The sequence below is a fragment of the Psychrobacter sp. JB193 genome (genome assembly GCF_002285555.1).
Classification (GTDB): domain Bacteria; phylum Pseudomonadota; class Gammaproteobacteria; order Pseudomonadales; family Moraxellaceae; genus Psychrobacter; species Psychrobacter alimentarius.
The window spans coordinates 841,901-867,532 of record NZ_NRGY01000002.1; the positions used below are offsets into that span (position 1 = coordinate 841,901).

Annotated in this window: 19 protein-coding genes, 1 pseudogene and 1 riboswitch; of the genes and pseudogenes, 7 read left to right on the plus strand and 13 right to left on the minus strand. The window is 41.3% G+C overall.

Annotated elements, in window-relative coordinates; translation table 11 throughout:
• Positions 1 to 51: 51 nt before the first annotated feature.
• From CIK80_RS11630 to CIK80_RS11640, 3 genes and pseudogenes are all read right to left on the minus strand, one after another.
• Positions 52 to 906 (minus strand): patatin family protein, encoded by an 855-nt coding sequence (locus CIK80_RS11630; protein WP_095570134.1) that lies wholly within the window; start codon positions 904 to 906, stop codon positions 52 to 54.
• A 45-nt stretch (positions 907 to 951) separates the two neighbouring features.
• Entirely contained in the window at positions 952 to 1,344 is a 393-nt protein-coding gene (gene cueR, locus CIK80_RS11635; RefSeq protein WP_062845152.1) for a Cu(I)-responsive transcriptional regulator, read from the minus strand.
• A gap of 110 nt (positions 1,345 to 1,454) precedes the next feature.
• Positions 1,455 to 3,686 (minus strand): annotated as a pseudogene (locus tag CIK80_RS11640) (heavy metal translocating P-type ATPase); the annotation flags it as partial.
• Positions 3,687 to 4,108: 422 nt separating this feature from the next.
• Here CIK80_RS11640 and CIK80_RS11645 point away from each other — a divergent pair.
• Positions 4,109 to 5,014, plus strand: a complete 906-nt coding sequence (locus CIK80_RS11645; protein WP_095570136.1) for a LysR family transcriptional regulator — start codon at positions 4,109 to 4,111, stop codon at positions 5,012 to 5,014.
• Positions 5,015 to 5,236: 222 nt separating this feature from the next.
• Here CIK80_RS11645 and CIK80_RS11650 read toward each other — a convergent pair whose 3' ends face one another.
• The 4 genes from CIK80_RS11650 to CIK80_RS11665 form a co-directional block, all read right to left on the minus strand.
• The gene (locus tag CIK80_RS11650; RefSeq protein ID WP_095570137.1) at positions 5,237 to 6,553 is read right to left on the minus strand and encodes a DUF3100 domain-containing protein; all 1,317 of its coding nucleotides are present in this window, start codon (positions 6,551 to 6,553) and stop codon (positions 5,237 to 5,239) included.
• A gap of 63 nt (positions 6,554 to 6,616) precedes the next feature.
• The gene (locus CIK80_RS11655; protein WP_095570138.1) at positions 6,617 to 7,780 is read right to left on the minus strand and encodes a M20 aminoacylase family protein; all 1,164 of its coding nucleotides are present in this window, start codon (positions 7,778 to 7,780) and stop codon (positions 6,617 to 6,619) included.
• An 18-nt stretch (positions 7,781 to 7,798) separates the two neighbouring features.
• A complete protein-coding gene (locus CIK80_RS11660) occupies positions 7,799 to 9,340 on the minus strand; it encodes an aldehyde dehydrogenase family protein (protein ID WP_257011761.1) in 1,542 nt (513 codons plus the stop codon).
• Complete coding sequence (locus CIK80_RS11665) at positions 9,341 to 10,270, minus strand: NAD(P)-dependent oxidoreductase (protein WP_257011762.1); 930 nt, start codon at positions 10,268 to 10,270, stop codon at positions 9,341 to 9,343.
• 218 nt (positions 10,271 to 10,488) lie between these two features.
• Between CIK80_RS11665 and CIK80_RS11670 the strand changes: the two genes are divergently transcribed.
• Positions 10,489 to 11,654, plus strand: a protein-coding gene (locus tag CIK80_RS11670; RefSeq protein ID WP_095568611.1) for an IS3 family transposase whose coding sequence is annotated in 2 segments (ribosomal slippage) — positions 10,489 to 10,747 and positions 10,747 to 11,654 — 1,167 coding nt in all. Because the reading frame shifts where the segments join, the coding sequence is not laid out codon by codon here.
• A 146-nt stretch (positions 11,655 to 11,800) separates the two neighbouring features.
• Here CIK80_RS11670 and CIK80_RS11675 read toward each other — a convergent pair.
• Entirely contained in the window at positions 11,801 to 12,244 is a 444-nt protein-coding gene (locus CIK80_RS11675) for a hypothetical protein (protein WP_095570140.1), read from the minus strand.
• Between the two features lie 231 nt (positions 12,245 to 12,475).
• Positions 12,476 to 12,907 carry an Lrp/AsnC family transcriptional regulator gene (locus CIK80_RS11680; RefSeq protein WP_062845146.1) on the minus strand — a complete coding sequence of 144 codons (432 nt, stop codon included), beginning with the start codon at positions 12,905 to 12,907 and terminating at the stop codon, positions 12,476 to 12,478.
• Between the two features lie 168 nt (positions 12,908 to 13,075).
• On the opposite strand from CIK80_RS11680, the gene CIK80_RS11685 reads away from it, so the two are divergent.
• From CIK80_RS11685 to CIK80_RS11705, 5 genes are all read left to right on the plus strand, one after another.
• Positions 13,076 to 14,170: an ornithine cyclodeaminase gene (locus tag CIK80_RS11685; RefSeq protein ID WP_095570141.1), complete on the plus strand. Its 1,095-nt coding sequence runs from the start codon at positions 13,076 to 13,078 to the stop codon at positions 14,168 to 14,170.
• Between the two features lie 240 nt (positions 14,171 to 14,410).
• The gene (locus CIK80_RS11690) at positions 14,411 to 15,370 is read left to right on the plus strand and encodes an arginase (protein WP_095570142.1); all 960 of its coding nucleotides are present in this window, start codon (positions 14,411 to 14,413) and stop codon (positions 15,368 to 15,370) included.
• Positions 15,371 to 15,465: 95 nt separating this feature from the next.
• The gene (locus CIK80_RS11695; RefSeq protein ID WP_095570143.1) at positions 15,466 to 16,875 is read left to right on the plus strand and encodes a YjiH family protein; all 1,410 of its coding nucleotides are present in this window, start codon (positions 15,466 to 15,468) and stop codon (positions 16,873 to 16,875) included.
• A gap of 511 nt (positions 16,876 to 17,386) precedes the next feature.
• Positions 17,387 to 17,986 (plus strand): BLUF domain-containing protein, encoded by a 600-nt coding sequence (locus tag CIK80_RS11700; protein ID WP_179288378.1) that lies wholly within the window; start codon positions 17,387 to 17,389, stop codon positions 17,984 to 17,986.
• 829 nt (positions 17,987 to 18,815) lie between these two features.
• Positions 18,816 to 19,922: a Fic family protein gene (locus tag CIK80_RS11705; protein ID WP_257011779.1), complete on the plus strand. Its 1,107-nt coding sequence runs from the start codon at positions 18,816 to 18,818 to the stop codon at positions 19,920 to 19,922.
• A gap of 394 nt (positions 19,923 to 20,316) precedes the next feature.
• Here the strand turns inward: CIK80_RS11705 and CIK80_RS11710 are convergent, their stop codons facing one another.
• From CIK80_RS11710 to CIK80_RS11725, 4 genes are all read right to left on the minus strand, one after another.
• Positions 20,317 to 21,801, minus strand: coding sequence for a PepSY domain-containing protein (locus tag CIK80_RS11710; protein WP_095570146.1), 1,485 nt, complete (start codon positions 21,799 to 21,801; stop codon positions 20,317 to 20,319).
• 120 nt (positions 21,802 to 21,921) lie between these two features.
• Positions 21,922 to 22,710, minus strand: a complete 789-nt coding sequence (locus CIK80_RS11715) for a sulfite exporter TauE/SafE family protein (RefSeq protein WP_095570147.1) — start codon at positions 22,708 to 22,710, stop codon at positions 21,922 to 21,924.
• Positions 22,711 to 22,954: 244 nt separating this feature from the next.
• The gene (locus tag CIK80_RS11720) at positions 22,955 to 23,530 is read right to left on the minus strand and encodes a hypothetical protein (protein ID WP_143516795.1); all 576 of its coding nucleotides are present in this window, start codon (positions 23,528 to 23,530) and stop codon (positions 22,955 to 22,957) included.
• Between the two features lie 416 nt (positions 23,531 to 23,946).
• A complete protein-coding gene (locus tag CIK80_RS11725; protein WP_095570149.1) occupies positions 23,947 to 24,876 on the minus strand; it encodes a DMT family transporter in 930 nt (309 codons plus the stop codon).
• A 114-nt stretch (positions 24,877 to 24,990) separates the two neighbouring features.
• Positions 24,991 to 25,155: riboswitch (FMN riboswitch) on the minus strand.
• Between the last annotated feature and the right edge of the window lie 477 nt (positions 25,156 to 25,632).

A 25,632-nucleotide genomic window follows, 5' to 3' on the forward strand; every position in this document is an offset into this window, starting at 1 on the left:
TCATCGGCTCGTCCTAACAATATGACATCATTTTTTACCGCACTCTCTAGGTTAAAGCTTATGCCAATCTTCAATCGCTTGGTATCCAGCTTCCAGTCCTACCTCATAGCTATAACGGATTTTGGCTTTATTTTTGGACAATCGACTCGCCATATTTTTTAAGTCAGGTGGGCAAACCTCTAAAAGCTTCTGTGATGATGAAGTCTGTAAAAATTGTACCGCATCATTGTAGCGTTGGGTTCGTGTTAGTAGACTTTGGGAAAAACCAGATTGCTGCTTAGCAAAATATTTGGCCAATAGCTGGTCGCCTTTGCGGCTTGATTTAGCGTAGTTTTGCGGGCGCGTACGTATGACCATGAGCTTGGCGACATGGTCTTGTTTAGCTGCCCAATGTACAGGCAAAGCATCCGCTACACCACCGTCAAAATAAGGTTCGCCGCATATCTCAACCGCTTGCCGAGTCAGTACTGGGATAGAACTTGAAGCTCTTAATCCATCCAGAATATTGTCTTTAGATGCTTTGATATAGGTAGCTTCGCCTGAGATAGCATGCGTCAATACCATGTAAAATTCCGCAGGATTGGCAAATAACTGTGCTTGATTCAGTGGATACTCCTGTTCGACTACGTTCCACATCCACTTTAAATCCAGTAAGTCACCACCTCTAAAAAAACGACCATAGTGAATAAATTCAGATCGGAGGGAGTGATCTAAGTAAATGTGTAGGGTACGACCTTGTTGGGCTGCCAAATAGTTAGCAACGTTGGTTGAACCTGAAGAAACCCCCACACAAAGATCAAAAGGATTGAATTGTTGTTCTAAAAAGGCGTCTAAAACACCACTGGTAAATGCGCCACGCATGCCGCCGCCTTCAACCACTAGGGCTTGTCGATGTTGTGCTAGCATTGAAAACCTCGAGTCAATGATGAGTATATTCTGGTGAATATTTTTCTATTTACTTTGTTCTAGATCTTTTAGTATGGCACAATCTGCGTTTTCATCACCTGAGCAATGATCAGCAGAGAGCTGTAACGAACTCACGATATCTTGTAATTGAGCTATTTTTTGGTTTAAAGTTTCTATATGCGTCAGGGTCAATTGTTTCACATCCGCACTCTGTCGATCTGTGTTTTTCCATAAATAGAGCAGCTCTTTCATCTGTTTGGAGGAAAAACCCAAATCGCGAGCTTGTCTTACAAAGCACAAGTTTTTGATATCTTGCTTAGAGTATATGCGATAACCTGCATTCGAGCGTTTTGCGCTATCAAGCAGTCCTATCTGTTCATAATAGCGAATCATTTTGGGGGAGATTCCTGATTGCTCTGATGCCTGACCGATATTCATATCTGTCCTCCTGATATAAAAAGAGTGAAAGCCAAACGACTATTTTGCACAGCGACTTTAAATAGCGGTTTTAACCCTATATAGCGACTCTAATCCTATATTAACAGTGTCTACGCTTTCATCGCTGGCATCTGAAAATACTTTAAGCGTAAGGCGTTACCTAATACAAAAACAGAGGACAGTGCCATTGCGCCTGCGGCAAAAATTGGTGACAACAAAATTCCAAAGGCTGGATATAAGACCCCTGCGGCAATTGGAATTAAAGCAATATTATAGAAAAATGCCCAAAATAGATTTTGTTGGATGTTTTTGATGGTGGCCTTACTTAAGGCAATCGCATTAAGAACCCCTTGTAGACTACCCGACATTAATACCACGTCCGCTGCTTCGATCGCCACATCTGTCCCTGTCCCAATCGCCAGACCAACATCCGCTTGAGCGAGAGCAGGGGCGTCATTAATTCCATCGCCAACGAAAGCCACTCGTCCATACTGTTGTTGTAATTGACGTAACGCATCCACTTTGCCATCAGGCAGCACTTCTGCGACCACTTGGTCAATATGTAATTTTGCTGCAATTGCTTGCGCAGTATGCCGATTGTCGCCTGTAATCATTGCAACTTTCAAGCCCAATTGATGCAAACCTGTAATAGCGGCATAAGTAGTGTCTTTAATGGGATCTGCAACGGCAATAATGGCTGCCAACTTTTGGTCAATCGCGACATAAAGTGGGGTTTTACCTTCTTGTCCTAAGCGTGCCGCTTCATTTTTGAAGGGTGTGATATCAACTGCCAACTGCTGCATATAACGATCAGCGCCGATGTAGATAGCCTGATCTGCAACTTCTGCTTTGATTCCTAATCCAGTCACCGACTCAAAGGCGGTAATGGATAATAAATGGAGATCTTTCTGTTCTGCGGCCTGAACAATGGCCACCGCAATTGGATGCTCAGACTTTGCTTCGACCGATGCCACAATGCGCAAGATTTGCTCATGATCGAACCCTTGCTGTACATAAAAATCTGTCAAGGTTGGTTTACCTTGAGTCAATGTGCCTGTCTTATCCACAGCAATGACTTCAACGTCCCGCAAAGCTTGTAATGCTTCTCCTTTACGGAACAACACCCCCATTTCTGCACCGCGACCTGTACCAACCATTATAGAGGTAGGGGTTGCCAATCCCATTGCACAAGGACAAGCGATAATTAGGACGGCAACTGCATTGACAAGAGCAAACGTCAATGTAGGCTCAGGACCAAAAACAAACCAGAGCATAAAAGTGAGAGCGGCTAAGAGTAATACGATGGGTACAAACCACATGGTGACTTTATCAACCAATGCTTGAATCGGTAATTTAGCGCCTTGAGCCTGTTCAACCATACGAATGATTTGCGCCAATACCGAAGAGTCGCCAATGGCTGTGGCTCGAAAATTCAATGTGCCATTTTGATTGACGGTTCCTCCTACCACTTGATCACCTATTTGCTTTTTGACAGGAATTGGTTCACCTGTGATCATGGATTCATCAATATAGCTTTGACCTTCAACCACTTCACCATCGACAGGAACACGATCGCCAGGACGAATCTCAACGATCATTTCTTTGGTCACTTCTGCAATAGGTACTTCAATCACTTGTCCATTATCGTAAACACGCGCTGTTTTTGCTTGCATGCCCACTAGATGTTGAATAGCTTGAGAGGTACGTCCTTTGGCTTTTGCCTCAAAATAACGCCCTAACAATATCAAACTCACAATCACAGCTGCCGCCTCGTAATAGACATTCACAGTGCCTTCGGGTAAGATTTTTGGAGCAAAGGTTGCTATTAGAGAAAAGCTATAAGCTGCCAATGTACCAACCGCTACCAATGTATTCATATCTGGGGCAAAGCGCCATAATGCCGGAATACCTTTTTGATAAAAACGCCTCCCTGGAAAAACGAGTACCAACGTCGTCAAAACACATTGAATCAGCCAGCTTGGTTGCGTACCGATATTTTGCATGACCCAACTATGAAAAGCGGGAATCATATGTGAACCCATTTCTAGAACAAAAACAGGAGCGGCCAAAATCAAAGAGATGATTAAATCTCGTTTGAGCTGCTGCTGTTCCGTGGCTTTCTTATCTTTTTGTTCACTCTTATTTTGCTCAACCTGCTTAGCATGGTATCCCGCTTTTTTGATCGCTTGAATCAGATCACCACTATTTATCTGAGTATTACCTTGCACCCATGCTTGTTCGGTAGCAAGGTTGACGTTAGCTTGTTGTACACCTCCAACCTTTTTTAATGCTCTTTCTACTCGTCCCACACAGGAAGCACAAGTCATGCCTTCAATCGAGACGATCTCGCTATAAAGATAAGGCTTAGTATTTTTTGGATTCATAACAACCTCTATCATTTCAATCTGTTATCAATAGCATATAGGTTGACATGATGGTAAGGTCAAGCCTGCTTTTCAAAAAATATGTTTGACCTTGCCATCAATGATAAGACTTAAGCTTTGTCATGAAATAAACACTCATTTGGAGAGAGGAGATGAAACTACAAATTGGAAATATGAATTGTGGCAGTCTGTTTTAAGTGATCTATTAACTGAGTAAGAGGTCTGTTTGGCTGACTTATTTGGGGTATACTTTTTGATATACCACTGGCACTTCTGCAAGGTAGAACAAATGGTATGCCGACACTGACTCTCATGGCTCAATACGTGAGTCAAAGTGCTGCACTTATTCAATAACACTCAGAAGATCGCAAGGACAAGCAATGACAGAGATTAATGGCAAGCGGTTATCTTATCTTTATGAGGCGGTAACGATGGGTACGATTAGAGCTGCTGCAGATAAGCTCAATATTGCGCCCTCGGCCATCAGCCGACAAATATCTCTGTTAGAAGAAGAGTTGGCATGTACTTTGATTGAACGGCACCGTAAGGGGGTAACACCGACAGAAGCGGGTAGTGTTCTCTTACGATTTTATCGAGAATCACTTTCTGCTGAAGAGGCTTGTGTGTCCAAATTACAGGCGCTATTGGGATTACAGCGGGGGCATATAAAGTTAGCCGTGGGCGATGGTTTTATTGCGGATTTGATGCTTGGCCCATTGTCTGAGTTTTCCCGTCTATATCCGACGCTAACACTGTCAATCAGTACGGGTGGATCAAACGAAGTGATTCGTCAGGTTGAGGAAGATGAGGCGCATATTGGGATAGTGTTCCACTCTAGCAGTCATCCACGCATCCGCTCACAGGTTGTCAGTAGTCAGCCAATGTATGTGATTGTTGCGCCCGACCACCCATTAGCCGATCGAGATACACCGATGCAATTGGAGGAGCTTTTAACGTATCCAGTGGGACTGGCTGAAAGTCGTTTTGGCGTCCGTCAGTTATTAGCGATGGCCGAGTTTCAACAAAAGATTCGATTTAATCCTATCTTAACTACTGACTCATTCAATGTACTAAAGAATTTTGCCCGTTCAAATATGGGGTTTACCTTTCTACCATATTTTGTCGTATCCAAAGAAGTCGAAGACGGACACCTGATTGCAATCCCCATAGACAATACGCTGCTGGCAAGCGGTGAGGCCCATCTTGTCACTCGGTTGGGTCGTCATCTCTCCCAAGGTCCGCAAGAGTTACTACAGCATCTGAAGTTATGGATGAAAGATTTATAAGCTATAGTCAGTAAAAAGTAATATCGATACATCATGCACTGCTCATATCAACGCTCATATTAATATTCTGGCTTGCTGCGTGTGCGCAGACAGAGGCTACAAAAATTGATAGGAGCCGTATCGTAGCGCTTTTAATGTTTTTCAACCATACCTTCCCATCAGGCCAAGCACAGACGATTCGTCAGTGCCGTGACCCATGAGACCGATGCCGATGGATGCCTTTTACAATAAGGCTTGAGCCACTACGGCAGAACCCAAGAAAGTGCCAGTGAAGGTAAGTAAGGCAACCACGGCAATTTTAAATCCAGATTTTTTAAACAAATTTACTTCCATCTGGGAGATGGCAAACCCTGCGTAGGCAAGTACTGGAGTAATAAGCTGTAACACGCCTAACTTATCTGTTTCTACTAAGACATACTCGCTCATTGGGAACTGTGGCAGAGATATCAAAATAGCCACAATAGATATCCAAGCAATAGCGGGGACGTTGACAGGAATGATTTCCTTTAATAAGACGCCAACGATACAACACGCGAATAGAATTAACATGGCAGGTAGGGCAGAGATTGGATCAACGCCTTGTCCCACCCAATTACTGAGTAATAGAATGATACAGATAACCGCTAATAGAGACAAAGACTGCATGACTGATAAGATAGATTGCTCTGGTATCTTTAAACTAGGATCTGTTTGTATAGCAGCAGTACTATTATTCTTTTTCTTAAACTTGCTAGTGATTTTATATAAAAACTCTGTGAATGGTAGGGCAATGAACAAACTGACAAATAGCCCTGTCGCGTAAGTCAGAAGGTTAGAGGTTGCTGCAAAGGCAGTAATAGTCTCCGCTTGCTCAGGCACCGTTTCCGCGAGCGCTGCTGAACAAGCACCCATCATACTACCACTACCAATACCACAAGCCATCGCCAACGCACGGATATCCATGATATCCATAGAGGCAATAATCCCCGCCATTAATGAAAAATAAATAGCGCCAAACAACGTGCCCATCACATACACACCCATGACGCCGATACCTTCGGGACTTTGGAGCCCATACTTATCGGCAATAAGCGCGATATTCGGTTCACGAGCAATTGAGTGAGTGGCACCAATAGCCTCTCTACCCATACCAAACACTAATACAGCCACAGGTAAGGCAATAAGGGCAGTCGTTATGTTGCCCAATTCTTGTAGTAAAAGGGCGGGACCTGCGGCTATTATTTCTTCTACTTTAGGCCCGACCCCAACACCAAATTTTGCAATAAAAGGCATGATACTTAAGAGAACCGCATAGCTTGCAAATTTTGCTCGGTCTTTAGAGATAACCGCTTTCATCGTTGGAATGACATTTGGGTTTAATAGTAGGGTAAATATGAAGGCGTAGAGTAAAGGCAGTAAGACCAGTACGCCAATACCAATTGGAATCTTAATAATCCCTATCCATTCTGCAAGTAGTGATGTGACAATCACTAGTAAATGCAGCTTCCAATCAAATAAGTACTTAGTCATCGTACTTGATAGCACACTGGTATTATTCATAGCAACTCCCTTTGCAATTTATGGTTTCTACATAATGACTTCTACGTGTTGTTACTACTTCATTTATGCAGACATTTTTGGTAGTTGAGACTCCACTAAAGACACCCATACTTTGATACCGGTCTCAATCGCATCGTCATTAAAGTCATAAGCTGCATTGTGCAGAGGTTTGGAGGGACTACTACCATCAACACCTAACCAAAAATAAGCGCCTTTGACTTCTTGACTCATAAATGAAAAATCCTCAGAAGCCATGGATGGCTCTACATCCGTATTGACCTTATCAGCACCGAGCGCGTTAGTAGCAGCTTCTTTGATTTCAAGATAGGCTTGACTGTCATTAGTGGTGACTGGATAGCGAATATGGTAATCCATCTCGCCTGTGACACCATATAAAGGCGGTAATACTGTCACCATCTCTGTCAGCATGTCTTGCATGGACTGGCGTACGTCCATATCAAAACTACGAACCGTTCCTTTTAGAATGGCGTAATCAGGGATGACGTTGGTTGTGTCACCACTATTCATCTGCGTGACGCTAATGACACCTGATTTGAGGGGAGATATTCGACGAGAGACAATAGATTGAATATTAGTAATCAATGCCGCGCCTGCTGCTATGGGGTCAGCGCCCAAATGCGGCATCGCTGCATGAGTGCCTTTACCCGTTAACGTAATTTCAAAGGTATCAAAAGACGCCATCATAGGGCCGTTATTGACCGCAATCTCTCCCACAGGTAGGCCTGGCCAGTTATGTAACCCGTAGACGGCATCCATAGGGAACTTATCAAACAGACCATCGTCAATCATGGCCTTGGCACCGCCTAAGACCTCTTCCGCAGGTTGAAAGATAAAATAAATGGTGCCGCTAAAGTTTTTATGTTGGCTCAGATACTTTGCCGTGCCAAGCAGAACGGACGTGTGACCATCATGGCCACAGGCATGCATACAGTTTTCATGAGTGGATTTATGCTCAATATCGTTTTGCTCTTTTATCGGTAGCGCATCGATATCCGCTCGTATGCCAATAGTCGGGCCTGAGCCGTTCTTTAGAATACCGACGACCCCTGTACCGCCCAATCCTTGATGTACTTCAATTCCAAAGGATTTTAACTTATCGACAATGAATGATGAGGTTTTAAACTCTTTAAATCCCAGCTCTGGCTGACTATGGATGTGCTGACGCCACTGTTTTACTTCACCTAGTAAGGTTTCGTTAATCGACATGTATTTTCTCCTGAGGTACTATTGGATTGAATAACCAAATTGAATAGCAGAATCTTTTGCGGTTTCGACCCACACACTTTTCGTCTGTGTATACTCGAGTAAACCTTCGTAGCCACTTGATCGACCATAGCCGCTCTCACCAAAACCACCAAACGGCGACATGACGTTGATTGATTTATAGCTGTTTACCCAAAAGGTTCCAGCATTTACCTGCGCGGCCATCCGATGCGCGCGGCCGACATCAGCCGTCCAAACAGCGCCCGCTAAACCAAACCGACTGTCATTTGCTATCGCGACCGCTTCTTCTTCTTCTTCAAATGAAATAACAGAAACCACAGGTCCAAAAATCTCTTCTTGTGCGACTCTCATAGTATTTTTCACATTGGCCAAAACGGTTGGCTGATAAAAATAACCGTTTTCACCGCCAACAATGTCACCTGCCTTTCCGCCTGCGGCAACAACTGCACCTTCAGCAATACCGTCCGACACTAACGAATGTACGTGATTAAATTGTTTTTGATTATTAATTGGCCCGACCATCGTGCCTTCATCCCAAGGCAAACCCACGGGTAACTTACCAGCTGCTGAGGCCACACGTTCCACGACTTCTTGATAGATATCACGATGAACCAATAATCGAGCACCCGATACACAGCTCTGTCCAGCCGCAGAAAACACGGCAGCTTGCGCGCCCACTACCGCACGATCCAAATCAGCATCTGGATAAATGATATTGGCTGACTTTCCGCCCAGCTCCAACACGCAAGGGATGACACGTTGCGCAGATGCCGAAGCGATGAGCGCGCCAGTCTTTGGTGAACCAACAAAAACCACTTTTTTGGTGGCTGGATGAGCAATGGCGGCAGAACCTGTGGTGTGTCCCAATCCATTAATGACATTGACCAAACCACGCGGGATACCTGCTTGCTCAAGAATGTTAACGAGTGCCGTTGTGCTTAGTGGCGTTAATTCAGAGGGTTTTAGTAAGACGGCATTTCCTGCACAGATGGCAGGCGCGATCTGCCAGCCTCCGGTAAATATAGGTGCGTTCCAAGGTGTGATTTGAGTCACTACGCCATAAGGTTCATGACGAGTATAGTTCAAATGACTTGTTGGTACGGGAATCACTTGTCCCATAATTTTGTCACACCAACCAGCATAGTATTCAAACATCTCGGCAACTTTTGCCACCTCAACTCGGCAATCACGAATAGGTTTACCTGCAGAGATACATTCTAGGCGTGCCAACGATTCTGCGGCTTCGCGTATTTCCATACTGCACTTCCACATTGACTGACCTCTGGCACTGGCTGTCATTGACCACCATACTTTTTGAGCTTTTATGGCAGCATCGGCGGCATTAGCAACAATATCTTTTCCCGCATCACGATAGGTTAAAAATACCTGACCAGTCGCTGGATTAGTCAGATCGATGTTGTCTCCATTCCCTGTCATCAGCTCTCCATTAACCCAGCTGCCAAATTCAGAAGTACCCAGTAGTTCATTAAGCAATATGCCAACTTGCTGCTCGCCATTTCCTTCTACGATAAAACTCATCATCTATTCTCCTAAGCCAGCATTTTTTACGATGCAGTTAAAATCATCCTGATCAGGTATGTTTGCTTCGCTTTGCGACCAAATCTCGGCGACCTGTTGCGCCAAAGGCAACTCTAATCCCATCTCACCAATCATATTTTTTGCTAGACGCACATCTTTACGCATCAGCTCCATCGTAAAACCAGAATTAAAACTTTGATTGAGAATCCAACGAGGGAAGTTTACTTCACTGATCGCACTACGGCCTGAGCCCGCATTCAAACCAGCAATAAGGTCTTCAGGATTAAGCCCTGCCTTGGTACCCAAAGCGATTGCTTCGGCAGTGGTCACGAGATGTGCAGCACACAGAAGATTATTAATGAGTTTAGCGGCATGTCCATTGCCAGACTGGCCCATGTAGACCACTTTTGAGCTCAAAGCATCTAGATACAACTGAGCGCGTTCAAGGGCGCTACGTTCACCGCCCACCACCATGACCATAGTACCGGCCTCAGCACCTGCTGGACCGCCACTGACAGGGCAGTCCAATAGTTGATGGCCCAATTGATCTAGCTCTATAGAGAGTGCTCGCGTCACTTCGGGTTCTGAGGTAGAGGTGTCAATAATTAAGGTTTTGGGCTGAGCATGGTCGATGATGCCACCATCGCCTTTAATTACTGCTTGTACATGCTTTGCCATTGGCAAAGATAGAATGATGACGCTAGATTCAGCACACAGCGCTTTGATATCTGCAACAACGTTTACACCGATTTCCTTGGCAGCTTGGCGTTGGGTTTCTCCTATGTCCGTGCCGAACACGTTAAAACCCTCACGAAGCAAAGACTGAGCCATACCATTGCCCATACGGCCCAATCCGACGATACCTATAGTGTTTTTACTCATACCCATTCCTTTGTTTTTGTATCTTCTTTCAGTTTTATTGTAACCAATCAAACATTAAGAAGAACTACAACGGATAACCTTTTGTGTTCTAAAAAAGGCAACACTAATGTGAGCAATGAGATGGTCTTTTTTCACTTCATTTTGTTATTTATGAAAACTGCTGAGGCGTTATTAAGATATCTATGGCGGGTTTATAGGGGTCATTGAGCTATGCTGAAAAAACTATAGAACCAAACTTGGTAAACTAAGTGTATTCACAGGAGTTTATCATGACTAAGAAAGTCAGAACCTACAGTGCAGCTTTTAAAGCTGAAGCCGTCAAAAAGATAGCAGATAATAATGGCAATGTTTCAGCGACTGCAAAGCAGCTAGGTATAGCGATGCAGACCTTATCTAACTGGCAGAATAAAGCGAATGAAGGCAAGCTTGTCGGCACTAAGCAATATGATCCTGAACTCATGGCCATTATAGAAGAGAATAAACGTCTTAAACGTGATCTCAAGGTTGCTCAGGAGGAGCGAGACATTCTAAAAAAGGCGACGGCGTACTTCGCGAAGCACAGTTGATGAAGTACGTCTTTATCAAGGATAACCAGAAAATATTTAGCATCACCTGCATGTGTCACGTATTAGATGTTAAGCCATCAAGCTATTACAACTGGATAAATCGTGGCATCAGTAATCAGCAGATCCATCGCAATCAGTGTGAGTTGCTAGTCAGAGTGGCTCATGATGAGACTAAGCAGCGCTATGGCTATGAGCGACTGTATGCTTACCTTACAGGGCAAGGATATGCCATAAGTAAGTATATGGTTAGACGTATAAAGGAAGAATGCGGCATTAAATGCCGTCGTCACAAGCGCTTTAAAGTCACCACCAACTCTAATCACAACAAGCTGGTCTATCCAAACCGTCTAGAACAGAAATTTAATGCCAATCGTCCTAATGAGGCTTGGGTCAGTGACATCACTTATATTTGGACAAATGAAGGTTGGCTATACTTAGCAGGTGTTAAAGACCTATATACTAAAGAGCTCGTCGGCTATGTCATCAATAAGCGCATGACCGCTGATTTGGTATGCCGTGCACTTAATATGGCAATCAAAAACAAGCGACCTAGCCAAGGGTTGATTTTACATTCTGACAGAGGCAGTCAGTATTGTAGCAATGAGTATCATAAGATCATTAAGTGCCACCAATTTACAGGCTCGATGAGTGGTAAAGGCAACTGCTTTGATAACGCGCCCATAGAGAGCTTCTGGGGCATATTAAAGAATGAGCTGGTGTATCACCAAGACTATAAAACAAGATTCGAAGCCATCAACGATATCACTAAATATATTGAGCTTGAGTACAACCAAACTAGAATTCAAAAGGGCTTGGGCTATAAAACGCCAAGACAGGTGTGGTTTGACTATTATCGTCAGGCTGCGTAATTAAAATCTCCCAAGTTTAGTTGTACGGATTTGACGGCAGGGGTCACATAACGGATTGATAGTTTGATAGAGGAGGTTATGATGCAGAAATTTTAAGCTTTGGGAGGTAGTACGAGTTAGCTTTATAGTAAAATTACGAACTTGTGCTACCGCTTTTCAATAAGCATAGTTTTCAATTCTATTGTTTTGCATTCAATAACTATTTCTGTATTACCTAATAAAAATAGTGAATGTATAATATTACTATCAGGCGTTACGTCTACTTCATGTACCATTATGGTGATTGGTAATATACAACAATTGATATTAACATTTACAATATCAGAATAGATGATTTCTATTAAATCTCTCCCTTGTCTTTGCTCGATCTTCAACGAAATTCTATCATTTTCTAAATCATAATAAATCGTCTTGATTATGCCTTTATTAAGCGTCTTCTCTCTATTATTTATTCCGTTTAAATCACTTGATAAAATCGGGCTTAAATCCTCCCTACGTTTAAGTATCTTAGGAACTACTTCATCATAGTAGTACGTAAAATCCCAAGCATGCTCTCTATAAGAATTTGCAAAGTGTTTTATATATTTCATTATAACTATCCTTACATCATATATTTTGGTGGTAATTTAACTAGGTATCACCTCTGTAGATATATCTCATAGTTAAAACACAGTTTTAACAGCAATCTATACCCAGAAACAGGGGGACTATTTTAGCGAGTCAAAACGTCGATACATTAGCCTACAGTCAAAGGTTCAAGTCCTTACTAGGGAGTTGTATCCTTAAACTGAATTGAACATACTTTTCTGTATACAGCCACATCATAAACTCGACAGTAGAACACTCGTTTCGCTATTCAAAATGCCGTCAATCTCTCTTACTTGACGCAGCACTTCATCAAATTCTCTCAAACTTGTCGTGTGTATCTCTGCCACCAAGTCCCACGCGCCATTGGTGGTATGTAACTTAATCAATTGCGGGATACCGCGCAGCTTTCTAATTACTTGTGACGTAGATTTGCCTGTTACTTCAATCATCATCATCGCTTTGACGGTCTCTTTATCTAGCGCCTCATGCACTCGAATCGTAAATCCTAAAATCGCGCCGTTATGGATTAGTCTGTCCAATCTGTTTTGGACAGTAGCACGCGAGACTTTGAGTTTTTTGGCTAGATCTGAGATGGTTGCGCGGCCATCTTGTCGCAGTTCAGATATCAGTTCGCTATCTAAAGAGTCATAAGTATAGTACGCCATAAAAATGCTTCCTTCATCAAGTTTTGACATTATGCTAAGTAGCACTTATCAATATGTCAAAAATACATCAATATTTAATAAATTATTGACATTTTAACTGACATTTATAGTTGGTAGCATATTAATTGTCGGTTTGACAAATAATATTCATGGAATGGAGCAAAACTAATGTCTAAATTTATCGTATCACAGAAGCAGGGTGTGCCATTTGTTAGCGTACAGGCGATGGCTAAAATGATTAGCAATCATGGTATAGAACAGACCATAACAGAATTGGTAGATGCGTTAGAGCAAGATTTTTCTCGCTGGGAGCAATTTGAAAAATCCAGTCGTTTTGCTTCTCATTCCAAAGATGGTGTCATAGAGCTCATGCCTGTCAGCGATGGTGACATGTTTGCGTGTAAGTATGTCAATGGTCACCCCATCAACACCAAGCGTGATTTGCAGACGGTAGCGGCGTTTGGCGTGTTGTCTGATGTCGATACAGGCTATCCGATTTTATTGACAGAAATGTGTATTTTAACCGCACTGCGCACAGCGGCGACCTCGGCACTGGTTGCCAAACACTGTGCGCCTAAAAATGCTAAAACGTTGGCACTCATTGGTAATGGTGCGCAAGGAGAGTTTCAGGCGATGGGTATGAAGGCAGTGATTGGTATCTCAAAAGTGCGTTTATATGATGTCGACCCAGCTGCGTCTGAAAAAGTCGCGCATAACCTTGCCGATTCAGGCCTAGATATTACTATTTGCAAAAGTGTAGAAGAAGCGGTTGAAGGCGCAGATATTATCACGACCTGTACGGCAGATAAGAAAAACGCCACTATCTTGCGTGATGATATGGTCAAAAAAGGCGTCTATCTCAATGCCATCGGTGGCGATTGCCCTGGCAAAACGGAGCTTGATGCCAACATTTTACTAAGAGCTGATCATGTCATTGTAGAGTTCGAACCACAAACCCGTATTGAAGGCGATATTCAGCAGCTTTCTCAAGACTTTCCTGTGACCGAGTTTCACCGCATCGTAAACGGTGAGAAAAATATACGCACCAACGAAAACAACTTAGTGGTATTTGATGGTGTTGGTTTTGCTTCAGAAGATTTTACGGCTCTAGTCTTTTTGCGTGATTTGATCAAAAAACAGGACGCCTATGAGTTACTTGATTTGATCCCTCATCAACAAGATCCTAAAAACCTCTACTCGGTCGTGAAAGCGCATAGCAAAGATCGTAGCGTAGCAACGAATGAAGCTGAGTCTATGGCGTAAGTGAGAGCTGTATGTTTGAGCCGTTATAAAGTGTTTGATCCACTACAAAAAAATATAGCGCTGCTGAGATAAATTTTGCGCCGCCTCTGTCTGCGAAGGCACAGTAAGCCAGAAAAATTTGTTTCAGTCGCGCGTGATAGTGGGATATATCTTTTTTATGTGGGACTGACTATAGCCAAGTAGTTAGTAAAAATAAATTTAAATGATGAAAAAATTGTTTTATTTAATGGAGACAAAATAATGAATGATTTAATGAAAAATGTGCGAATAGTAGAAGTGTATTCAGATGTCGCAGGATACAAAAAAGGCGCGTCTCTAGGCATTGATGCATTGCGCGCCTCATCAAAAGAGCTCAACGCAGAGTATTATGAAAAACTGCAACTTGACAGTATCAAAAATGACTATATTCATGAAGAAGAATCGCCATTTAAACATGCAAAATATGCTGATGTGATTGAGCCTGTTATTTCTAAATTGGCACACAAAATAAAAGAGATAAGAGAAGTGAATCAATTTCCGATTGTCATTGCAGGCGATCATTCTAGCTGCGCAGGTACGATGCATGGCCTAAAAATGGCGCATCCTGATGCTGAGATCGGTGTGGTGTATATAGACGCCCATGCTGATTTTCACTCTCCGTATACCAGTGGATCAGGCAACATGCATGGCATGCCTTTGGCCATGGCGTGTGCGATTGATAATCTAGAATGCAAACGTCATGATATTTCTGACGCAGAAAAAGAATATTGGGAGCGATTGAAGTTTATGGCGTCCAACGAGCCATCAATCAAGCCAGAAAACGTGGTGTTTTGTGCGGTTAGAGATTACCAAGAAGAAGAGATGGAGTTAATCAAAAGACACAAAATTCCTTTATATAGCGTGGCTGAAATAACGAAAAAAGGCATTAGCGCCACAGTAGCAGAAATCTTCAAAAAACTAGAATACTGTGATCATATTTATGTGTCGTTTGATGTGGATAGTGTTGATCCTTTATACGTCCCAGGAACAGGCACACCTGCCATGAATGGTCTGTCTTATGAGCAAGCTATGCAGCTCAATATAGAGTTGATTAAGAATGAAAAAGTATGCTGTTGGGAAATGGCAGAAATCAATCCCTTGTACAATAACTCAAAAGACGACTCAACGAGAATATTTAAGATTTTAGAGGAAGTTACGCATTCGCTTTTGAATAATTACTAACCTAAATTTTTAAAATAAGTTAAAGAATCCAATCTAAAAAATCATTATATAAGATTATTTAGGTTGGTTAAAAAGGGACGAAAGGTAACAATAATATGGATATTATTAAAGCCAGTGCTTCAGATCAGGATGTCAGCAGTAACAGTATCAACATCAAACAATTTTTAAAATTCTTCATACCCTCTATGATAGGGTTGATCGTCTTTGTATTTCCTATTCCCTATGTGGATGGTAAGTTTGTCAGCTACTCAGACGGATTTACCATTCCTATCGCTGTGCTAAAGGATTATATACAAGGTTATATGAGCGACTTTTTACCATTGCTCGTTGTCATCTCAATTATGATTACGGTGATTGGCAGTTTGTATACCAAAATCATGAAACCTGCATGGATTTTAAACAATCAATTTTTGAATAATTTACTGAACGTCAAAACATCTTGGCTAATTCTTAGAATGCTTGGTGCATTTTTTGTTGTTGTGACCTATTTTAAATTTGGATTTGAGGCAATATATTCAGACAGTATTGGCGGTCTATTATTGTATGAGCTCATGCCCATACTTTTTATCGTTTTTTTCTTAGCAGGATTATTACTGCCGTTATTACTTGATTTTGGCTTATTAGAATTTGTTGGCGTTTTATGCACCAAAGTCATGAGACCGGTGTTTGGTTTACCAGGCAGATCCTCTGTCGATTGTTTGGCATCATGGTTAGGTGACGGCACAATTGGCGTGTTATTAACAGATAAACAATTACAAAGTGGGTTTTATACAAAAAGAGAAGCGGCAGTTATTGCGACAAGCTTTTCAGCCGTTTCGGTTACCTTTTGTTTGGTGGTGATTTCTCAGGTTAAGTTAGAAAGTTACTTTATCAATATGATTGGCGTGGTTGCGTTGTGCGGCATCGTTTGTGCGCTCATCGTACCAAAGTTATTCCCTTTGTCTAAAATTGAAGATACGTATATAACAAAGAACGATGAAGTAGATTGTGAAGCCATTCCCGAAGGCAAAACGCTATTCAACTATGGCTTACATAAAGCCGTTCAAAAAGCGGACAAGAGCCCCAGTTTTTTGACCTTTTTAAACGATGGGTTAAAAAATATCTTGGATATGTGGATAGGGATACTACCGATCGTCATGGCAATCGGGACGTTAGGGTTGATTGTGGCAGAAAAAACGCCCGTATTTGATTATTTGGGTATGCCATTTATTCCATTCTTAGAGTTATTGAATATCCCGTTTGCAGCAGAGATGTCAAAAACGATCATGGTAGGTTTTGCAGATATGTTTTTACCCGCTATCATCGGCTCTTCCATAGAATCAGAGTTAACGAGGTTTGTCATCGCTTGCTTGTCAGTCTCTCAATTGATCTATATGTCGGAAGTCGGCGGATTGATTTTAGGAACAAAAATCCCCGTTAGCTTTGTTCAGTTGTTAGTCATTTTTCTATTAAGAACCGTTATTTCATTACCGATTATTGCATTATGTGCTCATATGATTTTTTAAGGATATTCAGCTGTAAATTTGGCTTTGCAAGCAAGTTTTTTAAATAGGGCTGTCTAAAAACTAGTTGTACCACGTCTGAACAAAAATCAGTAGCAAAAAACCACCTATCAAGGTGGTTTTTTGTTGACATCTAGCTACTCACAAGATAGGTATTGGCTTTTAAGAGTATGTCAGTCTGAGCTATGCTGAAGACACCGTAATAAATGGGGCTCGATTTTTATCGTCAGACTACGTAATTAACATCTCCCAAAGTTAATTGTACGGATTTGACAGCAGGAGTCAGTACTTGCTCGACGTTATCATTGATTTGTTTTTTACAACTCACTCGGATATACAATATTGGTATAACTGTAATTATGGACGTAAAGCGTTATTTTTCATACTCTCAGCCTGAACATATACTTAGAAAACATGTAAAATAACAAATACTATATTAATTAGAAACACAAGATTGTTTAGGAAAGTGAAAGTAAGAATGAACATAATAAATCATAAAATGCTAGAAGGTTGTATGAGCGATACTCCTTCAGACGCTCTCATAAGATTGATATATATCAGTAAGGTAAATACCAATAAGATGTCTGTGTTTAAGCATATACAGACTCACTCGGAGGGCTTTAATAGAGGCAATAACATTAGAGGCTTTTTGTGTAATAACGAAGAAAGCTTTTTACAGTGCCTAGAAGGTTCAAAGGGCATTGTATTCTCCCTTATGCAAAGAATTTTCCAAGACGTTAATCATAAAGAGGTAGACGTCATTTTTGCTGAAAAGGTAGGTGGTTACAGCTTTTTAGATTGGCGCATGCATAGCCTTTATCTAAACGATAGTAACTGGGAAAAGATTTCAAATCATACTCAGTTGAGCGATATTTCGCCATTTAAACCAGAAACTTGGCCAAATTGGTTTGTAGAACATTTTATAGAATGTGTCAAGATAGTAAATTATTCCAACATAGATGAGGATTTTGATCACATTACGTTTGATACTTTAGGATATTCGGAAGTTGAAAAAAAGTTGGCAAATGATGGCTTGTTCTTTTACATCTTTCTTGGTTTACTCATTTGCTCGATAGTGGCTATTTTATTATTTAAGTATGATGTCATTTCTTAGCCCTATTTATCGACGCAAATTTTATTACTCTAGTAACGATCATGATCTGGTCGTGATTTATGACCTTGATTAATATAAAAATTTTAGTTGTAATGCGTTGCCAAGTTGATTAAAGAATAGTACCACATCAGGTATATTCATCGTAAACGTGGTGTGGAAGTTGCCATTATTTTTTATAAAGCCACAACAAATGCGATAGTTTCCCATTGATATACGTTCTAAAATAGAATTACTAAATGTAATTTCCAAATCAATAAAATACCTGTAGTTTACTATCTGTAATAGGTGGAATTTTGCAGTAGCGGTCAAAAAAGAGTTTTAATTTAGAGTGTTTTGAAGGGCTAGTCACGTTTTGGTCACCATTTAGTCACCGTCGCTTTTTTAAATGACTTAGAGCTGACTGAATAATCATCACTATGAGTTGATGCAAGAACAGGTTTTCCGCTACAGCCCATATTTTACGGACAAAAAAAAGCCCCAGTCGTTAAACTGGGGCTTTCTAAATTTGGTAGGCATAAGCAGACTCGAACTGCTGACCTCTACCATGTCAAAGTCGCTCAACCAAAGTACATATTATGACAATATCTTACATACATTGATATTTATGGCCTATAGGCATTATAAGATTAAATAATCGTGATGTAAATTGTAATAGAATAAAATTTAACTCGTATTTGGGCACTATATTTTTATAGTGTTTTTACCTCCACTCAATCACTGCTTAGAGCAAAAAGCCGCGTAATTTTATTAAAAATCTATCTTTAATGTTTCGATTGTTAAAGCCGATTTTCTGGTTTTAAAATTTCTAGGTATTGTTTCTATTACTTATATTCATGAGCATTCAAATTGGATTGAGTGGCAATGGTCGGACAAAGCACTATTGCCATTGGTTAGTCGTGTACGAATTTTACAAGGCCGTTTATTAGGAAAACTGCTAACGCTAGGGTTTGAGTTAAATGTTGAGGCGCAATTAGATGCGGTGACTTTAGAGATTGTCAAAACTTCTGAAATAGAAGGTGAGACGCTAAATAATGAGCAAGTTCGTTCCTCAGTTGCGCGGCATTTAGGGTTAGATAATGCCAGTATGCCAACCACTACTCGTGAAATCGATGCCGTGGTAGAGATGATGCTAAGGGCCACCTATCATTATCAACAGCCACTATTATTAGATGACTTACTCGGATGGCATCGCGCATTATTTCCAAATGGATATAGTGGGCTTTATCGCATTGAAGCAGGTAGCGTCCGTGATGATAGTAAAGGGCCAATGCAAGTAGTGTCTGGTGGGTATGGTCGCGAGCGGGTTCATTTTGTTGCCCCGAGTGCGGATAGGTTGCCAGATGAGTTAGACAGATTCTTATTGTGGTTTAATACTTCGTCAAATGAGCAAGATGCTATAGATTTAGTCATTAAAGCAGGTATTGCTCATTTATGGTTTGTGACTTTGCATCCATTTGATGATGGAAATGGACGACTAACACGAGCAATCACAGAACGAATGCTGGCAAAAAACGATAACAGTGCCCAGCGCTTTTATAGTATGTCAGCGCAAATTCTTAAACAGCGTAATGATTATTATAAAATACTAGAGCGCACGCAAAAGGGTGATACTGATATCTCGGATTGGTTGGTCTGGTTTTTACAAACATTAGAGCAAGCACTCATTGCTGCTCAAGAAACCACGGATAAAACTATTAGTAAGTCAGGCTTTTGGCAAACGCATCGACAGCACGCTTTGAATGATAGGCAAGTAAAAATGCTAAATACTTTGCTGACTAATTTGTATGGCAAGCTCACTACTAAAAAATGGGCGACCATGACTAAGTGTTCTATAGACATGGCACTACGAGATATTAATGATTTGATAGAGAAGGATATGATGCAAAAATCTGTAGCATCAGGACGTAGTACGAGTTATGAGTTGGTCTTATCATAAAAATTATATTGATCAAGTCTGTTATGACAGAAATAAAGTATTCGAATAAGCTGTAATGAATACGATCAACTCAATGATCTAATATGAGCGGTTTTTTTTACAATAGAATATTTTAAGTAGTCTATTAATTAATTAACATTTTTTTGATATTTTCATATTTGGATGGAAGTAAACAGCAAATCAGAATTTTTTCAAAACGATAGTCTTCCAAGTTAATATTTATGGACTTGACTCCCTAAGTTTCATCTTACAGATTTGATGGTAATGACAGTCTGCTAAGTATTCATATAGATAGTTATTTTATTTAATACACTTCTTATAAAATCAAAGCTATTATAATAATTGCGATAGTTTAAACTATCGCAATTATTATAACTTTACTTTCGATAAAACTTTATTTCAATAATTTCTCTAAAACAGAAAAACGCGAAATAACCAAAAAATCTAACAACGCTATAACGATGATGGCGATGATTGCTGTGGGAAAGATTATTGCTACGACAATAAGAATAATCGCTAACCATGTTGGTATCGATCTCTTAATACCGCGTGCTGGTGGGTTTAACCCGATAACCTCCTGAGTATTAGGCCTACGTTGCCACCACATCACATAACCACTGATGCAGATACCGATGACTGCTAGGCAAAACAGTACGTTAGCGAGTATGCTCCACCACCCAAGCGTTCCCATATGTAGGGCAATACCTGCTGCCATAAACTTCCCAAACGCGTTGTAGTCATCATAGCGAATATCTGCCAATACTTTACCCGAGTAACGGTCGATATGTACAGTACGGTCAGCTGTGGGACTGTGCATATCATAGCTCATGGAATCTTGGCTGAGTGTCCAAACGCCTGTACTATCTTGCGGTACATTCATGTGGTAACGGCCTACAAACCCTATCTCATGTGCATACTGATTTACCGTATCTACGTTAATAGGTATATTGGGTGCAATACCATCCTTACCTTTGGTCGTGCCAGAAATTGGCATGGGTGTTAGCTCAAGTACCCAAGGCACTTCCTTAGTTTTCCCTGTATTTAAGACGCTACCATGTGTTGGCGTGCTGCTTGAGCCATGAACATGAGGGGTTGCTTCGCTCATGTCCATACCCGCATGAGGATCATCGGGATTGATTGAAATAGGTACAGGAGCTACGCCCCATTTGCCCGCAGGAAATTGACTCCATGCCTGTACCACTTTGCCACCCCAAATACCTGCCCATGCCATACCAGAAATACAAAAAAACAGTAAGACAATCGATATCCAACTTCCTAATGTGGCGTGAATCGTACGAAAGAACGAGCGTTTTTGTTTCAAGCTCGTATCCCCATCAGGGACTAGCATGGCTTTGACCGATTTGCGTTTTTGCCACCACAAATACCAACCCGTTAGGATCATTAGAATGGTCAACGCCGCCGTGGTTTCTTGGATATAATCCCCGACCGTTCCTAAAAGCAGTTCTCCATGAATGGCATCAAAAGTGTGATATAAATTACTTTGCGTCGGAATGCTTTTGACGATGTCTGCCGTATAAGGATCAATAGCCACCATATTATCTTGACTGTCTGATCTTACTTGAAACAGCGCAACGGTATCAGGCTCTCGTGGCGCGATGTATTTGACAAGTGTACTACCAGGCGTGCTTTCAAGCGCCGCTTTGGCTTGAGTGGAAACAGGCGCTTGTACCGTGGTTTGTGGGGTAATGGTCAAACGATCGTAATCTCGGCCCGTCGTATTCGACATCAATAGCATGCCGAGCGCAGAACAAGCAAGAATGATTAAAAAAGGGGCAATAAAAATCCCTGAATAAAAATGCCAACGCCATACAGTAAAGTAATGCTGAGAATTTTTTGGTTTCTGACTTTGTCTACTCATTAGTAGATCCTTAAATAATAATTGGCTATATGGCTCTGCTTTTAAAGCGACACGCATCATTTTAAGTCTCGCTATCTAAATGATGACAAGCGCTAGAAGCAGAGTCAGACTATTTAGTTTTCAGTGGTCGTGATTCATTTGCTCGTGATTCATTTGCTCGTGATTCATTTGCTCGTGATTCATTTGCTCGTGATTCATTTGTTCATGATTCATTTGCCCATGATCCATATGTCCATGCATATTTGCCATGACCATTGGTACAGCGACAACGGCCAATCCCGATATCATCATAATCGCACCATTCAATTGCCGTAGACGTAGACGCCCAATATGATGGCGTACCCAATTGACTGTTTCATGAGTAGCAACCAGCATAGGAATAGTCCCAAGCCCGAAAGCAAACATCAAAACAGCGCCTGTTAGGGGATCATGACCTATAACGGCAATGAGTAATGCACCATATACAAGACCGCATGGTAAAAAGCCCCAGAGCAAACCCGCTGCTAGTGCGCGAGGAACCGTATTTAAGGGAAACACTTTTGTGCGTAGCGGTGCTAGTGCTTGCCATAAGCGCATACCAAGTCGCTCAAGCTTGTTCAAAAAAGGTAAGCCGAGCATCGTCAGTCCTACAAACACCAAAACCAGCCCCAGTAAGATGCGAGGCGTACTATTACCAACCATCAGTGGGGCTAATACAGCCGTACCAATCAGACCAGCGACCAATCCTAATATCGCATAACTGAGTAATCGACCTAAATGATAAGTGGCTATAAGACCGCGCTTTTTTGCTGGGCTAACGTCTTTCATAGACAGCCCAAATGCTGCGACAATCCCACCACACATACCCAAACAATGCGGTGAACCAAAAAATCCCATTAACAACGCTGCTGTTAACAATGCCATAGTCATAAACATGACTCCTAAAACATAATTGAATCAGTTATTCAGTTTTTTGCAACAACATACAATCCAAGCCACTTACGAGCTTAGATGAGATGCTTACTGAATGGTACTGATATAAATAAATAGCATTTCAAGCTCAATATTTTGGGCAAACGAGTACAAGCCAATCAATCAAAGCAATAAGTAAGCTTATTGATTGATAGCAAGTTATCAATGCACCAATAAAGTATTGAACTATGAATGTTTAAGGTTATTGAAATATGACTTGAGGGGGAGCGCGGGTGAGAGGCCGTAGAAAATGACTAGGATAGTGAGTGGTTGAGTGATATAAAAACGCGACTAATACGGCGGGCAACTCAAACAAAGCAGAGTCAGTGTGTGCAAACACTTTTGGTGTAAGCACCGCCGTCATAGAAAGACAAATATCACAGCTAGAATGTTTTACAGTATCTGGATCAGAGCTTTCAGCGTGATGCTTGCTATGTAATTGTTTTGACGACAGTTCTGTGTGGGTATTTACTGTTGAAGTCGATGATAAGGAATTCGAAACGGTATGATGGTGCAGATGATAAGCTGCGCTATCATCAGGCATATTGTGTGCGGTATAAGTAATATCAGCCTGTATTTGCTCATACTGCTTAGCGGTTGATACAACAGGTGCAAGCTGAATACAAATGCCGTGACCTAAATGGGCATTATCATCCCATAGAGGCGTCAGCAACATTGAGACATGCATGATCCAGGCAAAGCACGCAAGCAGCATGCCAAACCATAACGTTACTGGTGATGAGTGTCGTAGAGTGAGCGTTCGCCACTTAATAAGCATGGGATTATCATCTGTCACCAGATATTTTTACACAGGTAACATTCATAGAGAGAACAGATGTTTTCTAGCAAAATATTCTAACATAAACACAAAGAACGCTATTTTATGACAGTTAATCAGATATTTACAAGGGTTATAACACTAGATTATAGCAATCCAGGGACTGCATATGCACGGTTGCAAATAAAATCACGTCAAAGTAGGCTGAAGAAAGTGCCTAGGATTATTTTCTCTCGTATATATTTATTTTATTGATTTGTAACTATAAATCATGATTCTCTTAATCATAATAAACCTCTCATCGAATCGTTAGTTTACCAAGTATACCTCTACGGTTTGTTTAGCATAGCTAAACAGCACAAAAAAATCAGTCAACCTAGTTTTTTGTGCTGTACGTGGCTCATATGTCGCAGTTTTTATTGCATCACAGGGCTTAAGTCATTTCTTCTTGGGTTTTTCATGCGCAGGCCGATATTGCCGAGTATCAGCATCATGCCACCAATGATTTGGTAGCCCGTCAGCCCCATGTCGAGGAAGACCCAGTTGATCAGGGCTGCGAAGGCGGGGAAAGACAACTCGGCCAAGGTAGCTAGTTGTGCGGGGATCGTTTTCAAGCCTTGGTAGTAAAACCACATACCAATAAAGCCACTTAGTAAGGCCATGACGACAATAAGACTCAAATCTATCGATGTCATCATGGATAATTCATCTGAATGCGCCAATGCTATGGGTAAGAGCACTAACAGCCCAGCAAAAAATCGACCCGACATGATGGCATTCGCCGGTATATGCTGATGGGACAAATACTTACCGCATACAGTGGTAGCGCCCCATGCGATCACCGCAATTAGCGTGTAACCGTAGCCTTTGAACAGACTTATCGTATCGCTTGAATAGTGCCATTGAGCGTTGCCTAACGCGCGTAAATCTGGCCACATCATCACAAAGCTGCCCAGTAAAATGACCGCCGCCCATTGTAAAAAATGCCCTTCAATATGCTCTTTCAGTAACCAATAGGCCAGTAAAATAGCAACGATAGGCTGAAGCTTTTGCAGTAAAATAACGATAGTAGGATTCAAGTAATGGAACGCTTCGGTAAACGCTAAGGTACCTATAGCCGAGCCAATGCCGCCAATAAAAAACAAACTTGAAAATCCGCTGATAGACATATGACGATAAACATGGCGGTAACGCCACAACATGGGGCTGACAAATAATACCAGCGTAATGTGTTCGATAAGAACGATTTGCAAGGTTGAATAACCGGAGCTTAACAACGGGTAGCGGATTAAGGTATCCAATGCCCACATAAAACACGCGATCATGATAAAAAATGTTCCTGCCATCTTGATTTTCTCCAATCAATAAGATGAACAGGGGTGATGAGAATAAATAGTACCAAGCTCCACGTTTAAAAAAGCACATATAAAGCTCCTATTACTAGGAGCATCAAAAGCTTGGTCGATCTTCTATCATCCGGACTGTAACCGTCGGCTCTGGCATCTCACCAGATCTGCTGACCCTTGTTCACAAGGAACAAGGCGCTCGCGGGCTGTTTAGCTGGATGATATCACCCAAGAAAAAATACCGCCGGTGGGGAATTTCGCCCCGCCCCGAAGTTCGATTAATGTAAATTTACGTATTTAACTCTAAATCCATGTCACTCATTAGGCAGTAATTAATAGGCTCTTTAAACCCATCAAGGGCGCAAAAATCTGACTGCCATGCCAACACTTTGGTTATAAATAAAATTTTTCCGTAAGTAAAATCCAGACCTCAAACACGACAATTAAAAACCAATAATAACTATATCTCTTGCGAAAGTACTGTTGTATTGACTTTAAATAACGGAACTTCAACGGCTAGCGCTGACTCATGCAAAAGATCTATTACCATACTTCATTGATTATTAAATGTGTAAAAGACATAAGCCGATAAGCTTATGTCTTGTTTTATGAGCATCTAAAAAAATCAGGAACGGATTTCAAATACATTTTCAATGGTGGCAACAACATGTCCATGACTTGCTTAAACATGTCTAAATACTACGAAGACTTAAAAAATTAAGCTATTAAGTCAGTCCACTCTATAAATGGATTATC